Here is a 2,568-nt window from a genome sequence, read left to right as displayed (position 1 = left end):
GAAATCGTTCAATAGCCGAGACAAGATTGTGGTCATACAAGTTGTTCAATGTATCGCCCCGGAAATCTTCTAATCGATACAATCGCCTTTTTACATTAACAACAAGGGTTGATCTTTCGCCAGTCTCACTTGCGTTTTTAGTTGCAACAATGGGCTTCCATGCGCCGGCTCTCTGGAGGGCTTCATATTTCCTAAGCTGGCTTTTTAGCAGTTCATACTGCCGGTATACAGGCGCCTGCGGCAAAGGGCGATTCACCGGAGTTTTCAATATGCTGTCGAGATAGTCCTCATAAGTAATTCGTTTTCTAGGAATGAGCCAGTTGGCAGACCGGCTTGCAGCATCGTCCATGCCTGTCCATACAATTTTTGAATATTGAAAGTATAAAGAACTGAGCAGCAGTTCCAGACTAAGGTCGGGTTGTACCGTTTTTGATTTAACTTTCTGTTTGTCAATCAGGGAATCTAATGTTTGTTGATAATAAAAATGCTTGTATACGCCATCGCTTTTTGGATTCAGGAATCTGTTTGACCAGAATGCGGCCTGCTCTACCAGGCCATCTTCATTAAACCAGGCGTATGTATGGCCTCTTTTGCTGTAGAAATTTCTAATGTTCTGCTCGTATGGCTTTAGGTTGGGGAAACGTTTAAAGAAATAAGCAATGCGGGTGCTGTCAAAAGTAAGCGCTGACTGCCGGCTTTCCTGTAGCGAAGTTGTGTGCTGCGGGAGGGTGGAACGTAGGTTTGTCTTCTCTGCTGGCTGACCGCAGCCCGACTGGCTTATGCAAAAGAGCCCAAGACATACAATTAGACATTTACTTCGGATTTGAATCATTTTTGATACATAAGATCTACCTCGACCCACGAAGGTGCGTCAAAGAATCCATGTTCCGGGTGATCACCAAGGGATTACGAGATGATGTTAATCATTATTATCGTTGCCGCTGGGGGTGTGTCAAGATCAGTTCCCCGGTTATAGATGGACTGTTGCGTTGATGTCCCGTAGGGGCTCTAATTCAAGTGTTTGAAGGCCATAAGCTTGTTTCTTCTATACTGTTTTTGAAATGTACACCTATATAATCACGACGATGGATTGTATCGGGGTAGTGTTTAGCCTCGTTCAGTAGTTTTAAAAGATGATGACGATCACAGAATGTTACGGTTTGGGTCAATTGTATTGATGCCGGGACCCTGTATCTTTATTCCGTACTCATAACGAGTAGAAGGCACTTAAAATCAGATGATATGTTGGGACTACTCACCGAAAAGGAAATCGATTACCTATTGACTCAACAGGTTACCGGAAGGCTGGCCTGCGTCACGGAAAATAAAGCTTACATCGTACCAATCAACTACTTTTACAAGGATTCTACAGTCTATGCACATTCGGCAGCAGGGAAAAAGATTGATATGATGCGTCAAAATCCAAATGTATGTTTCCAGGTAGACGAAATCAGCAGTATATTCCGGTGGCAGAGCGCCATTGTGTGGGGAACCTTTGAAGAAATTACGAACCGGGAGAAGAAACACCAGGCGATGCAGGGAATTACACACCGGCTGATGCCGTTTGTTACCACGCCTACCGGCCACCCTTCCCACGGGATTGCCTCGCGCGAGTCTGACCTGGAGAATCTGGATCTGATTGTGTACAAAATCATTGTCACCGAAAAAACGGGGAGGTTTGAATACACGGCCGGCATTTAATACTTGAATATCGCGGTTCTGGGCGCGGTGGTTGAACTTGCTTGTTTGAATCCCTTTAACTGGCATTGATCAGGGATGAAAAACTTCTGACCGCAATTCGTATGCAGGTCTCATCAACATTGAAATGGGGCGCATGGTTCATGGCGACTATCCCTTTTTCCGTATTGGAGCCGCCAAGAAGCTCCCGTGCAACTTCAGTTGCCGGCATACCATTGGTTTCGCCGCCAAAATGCCCTGTGAGTTATAGTTCGGGCTTTTTAGGCGATAAATGATCGCTGATGATTCTTCGCGATTTGATGTTTACAGACAAGTCTAGCTATGGTGAATTCCTGAATTCAGATGAAAAGATTCCCGCAAATATTTTAGCCGGCCGCCTAACGAGCTTTAGACGTATGGGTTTAGGACCAAGCGTGTTGCTCCGGATAAAAATCCAGGTTTATTTATGGTCTGACGGAAAAGGGTAGTGGCCTCGTTCCTGTAATTCTGGAGATTGCATTATGGGGTTCTCAGTTTGGGAGCTATGCGATTCTAAAAGTATCTTTAGTTCATGAAAATAGCACTGGCTTCTCCTCCTTTTCCAAGCGACATAAATGACGGTTTAGCATGGCTTGAAAAACTGGTGAAAGATGCTGCTGGGAAGCAGGCGGAAATTATATGCTTTCCTGAATCTTATCTTCCAGGTTATCCGGGAATGGGCTATTCGGCAGCCGACAGGACAAGGGAGGTTCTGCAGATTGCGCTTGATAAGGTTTGCGGGATTGCAGCAGAGCATTCCATCGCGATTATTGTACCGATGGATTGGTACAATAATAACCAGTTGTTTAATGTGGCATTTGTGATCTCCGCCAAAGGTGAGATACTGGGCTA

At 45.1% G+C, this 2,568-nt stretch carries 3 protein-coding genes and 1 pseudogene; 2 read left to right on the top strand and 2 right to left on the bottom strand.

What is annotated here, in order from left to right; all coding sequences use genetic code 11:
* Positions 1 to 832: pseudogene (locus tag ACKI5J_RS11250) on the bottom strand (murein L,D-transpeptidase); the annotation flags it as partial.
* A 410-nt stretch (positions 833 to 1,242) separates the two neighbouring features.
* Here ACKI5J_RS11250 and ACKI5J_RS11245 point away from each other — a divergent pair.
* A complete protein-coding gene (locus tag ACKI5J_RS11245) occupies positions 1,243 to 1,701 on the top strand; it encodes a pyridoxamine 5'-phosphate oxidase family protein (RefSeq protein ID WP_407429526.1) in 459 nt (152 codons plus the stop codon).
* 55 nt (positions 1,702 to 1,756) lie between these two features.
* Here ACKI5J_RS11245 and ACKI5J_RS11240 read toward each other — a convergent pair whose 3' ends face one another.
* Positions 1,757 to 1,909 carry a hypothetical protein gene (locus ACKI5J_RS11240; RefSeq protein ID WP_407429524.1) on the bottom strand — a complete coding sequence of 51 codons (153 nt, stop codon included), beginning with the start codon at positions 1,907 to 1,909 and terminating at the stop codon, positions 1,757 to 1,759.
* A 339-nt stretch (positions 1,910 to 2,248) separates the two neighbouring features.
* On the opposite strand from ACKI5J_RS11240, the gene ACKI5J_RS11235 reads away from it, so the two are divergent.
* The coding region (locus ACKI5J_RS11235) for a nitrilase-related carbon-nitrogen hydrolase (RefSeq protein ID WP_407429522.1) at positions 2,249 to 2,568 on the top strand (320 nt) is incomplete at its 3' end.

Origin of the sequence: Arcticibacter sp. (genome assembly GCF_045629565.1) — a bacterium.
Classification (GTDB): domain Bacteria; phylum Bacteroidota; class Bacteroidia; order Sphingobacteriales; family Sphingobacteriaceae; genus Arcticibacter.
This window is presented reverse-complemented; position numbering and strand designations above follow the sequence as displayed.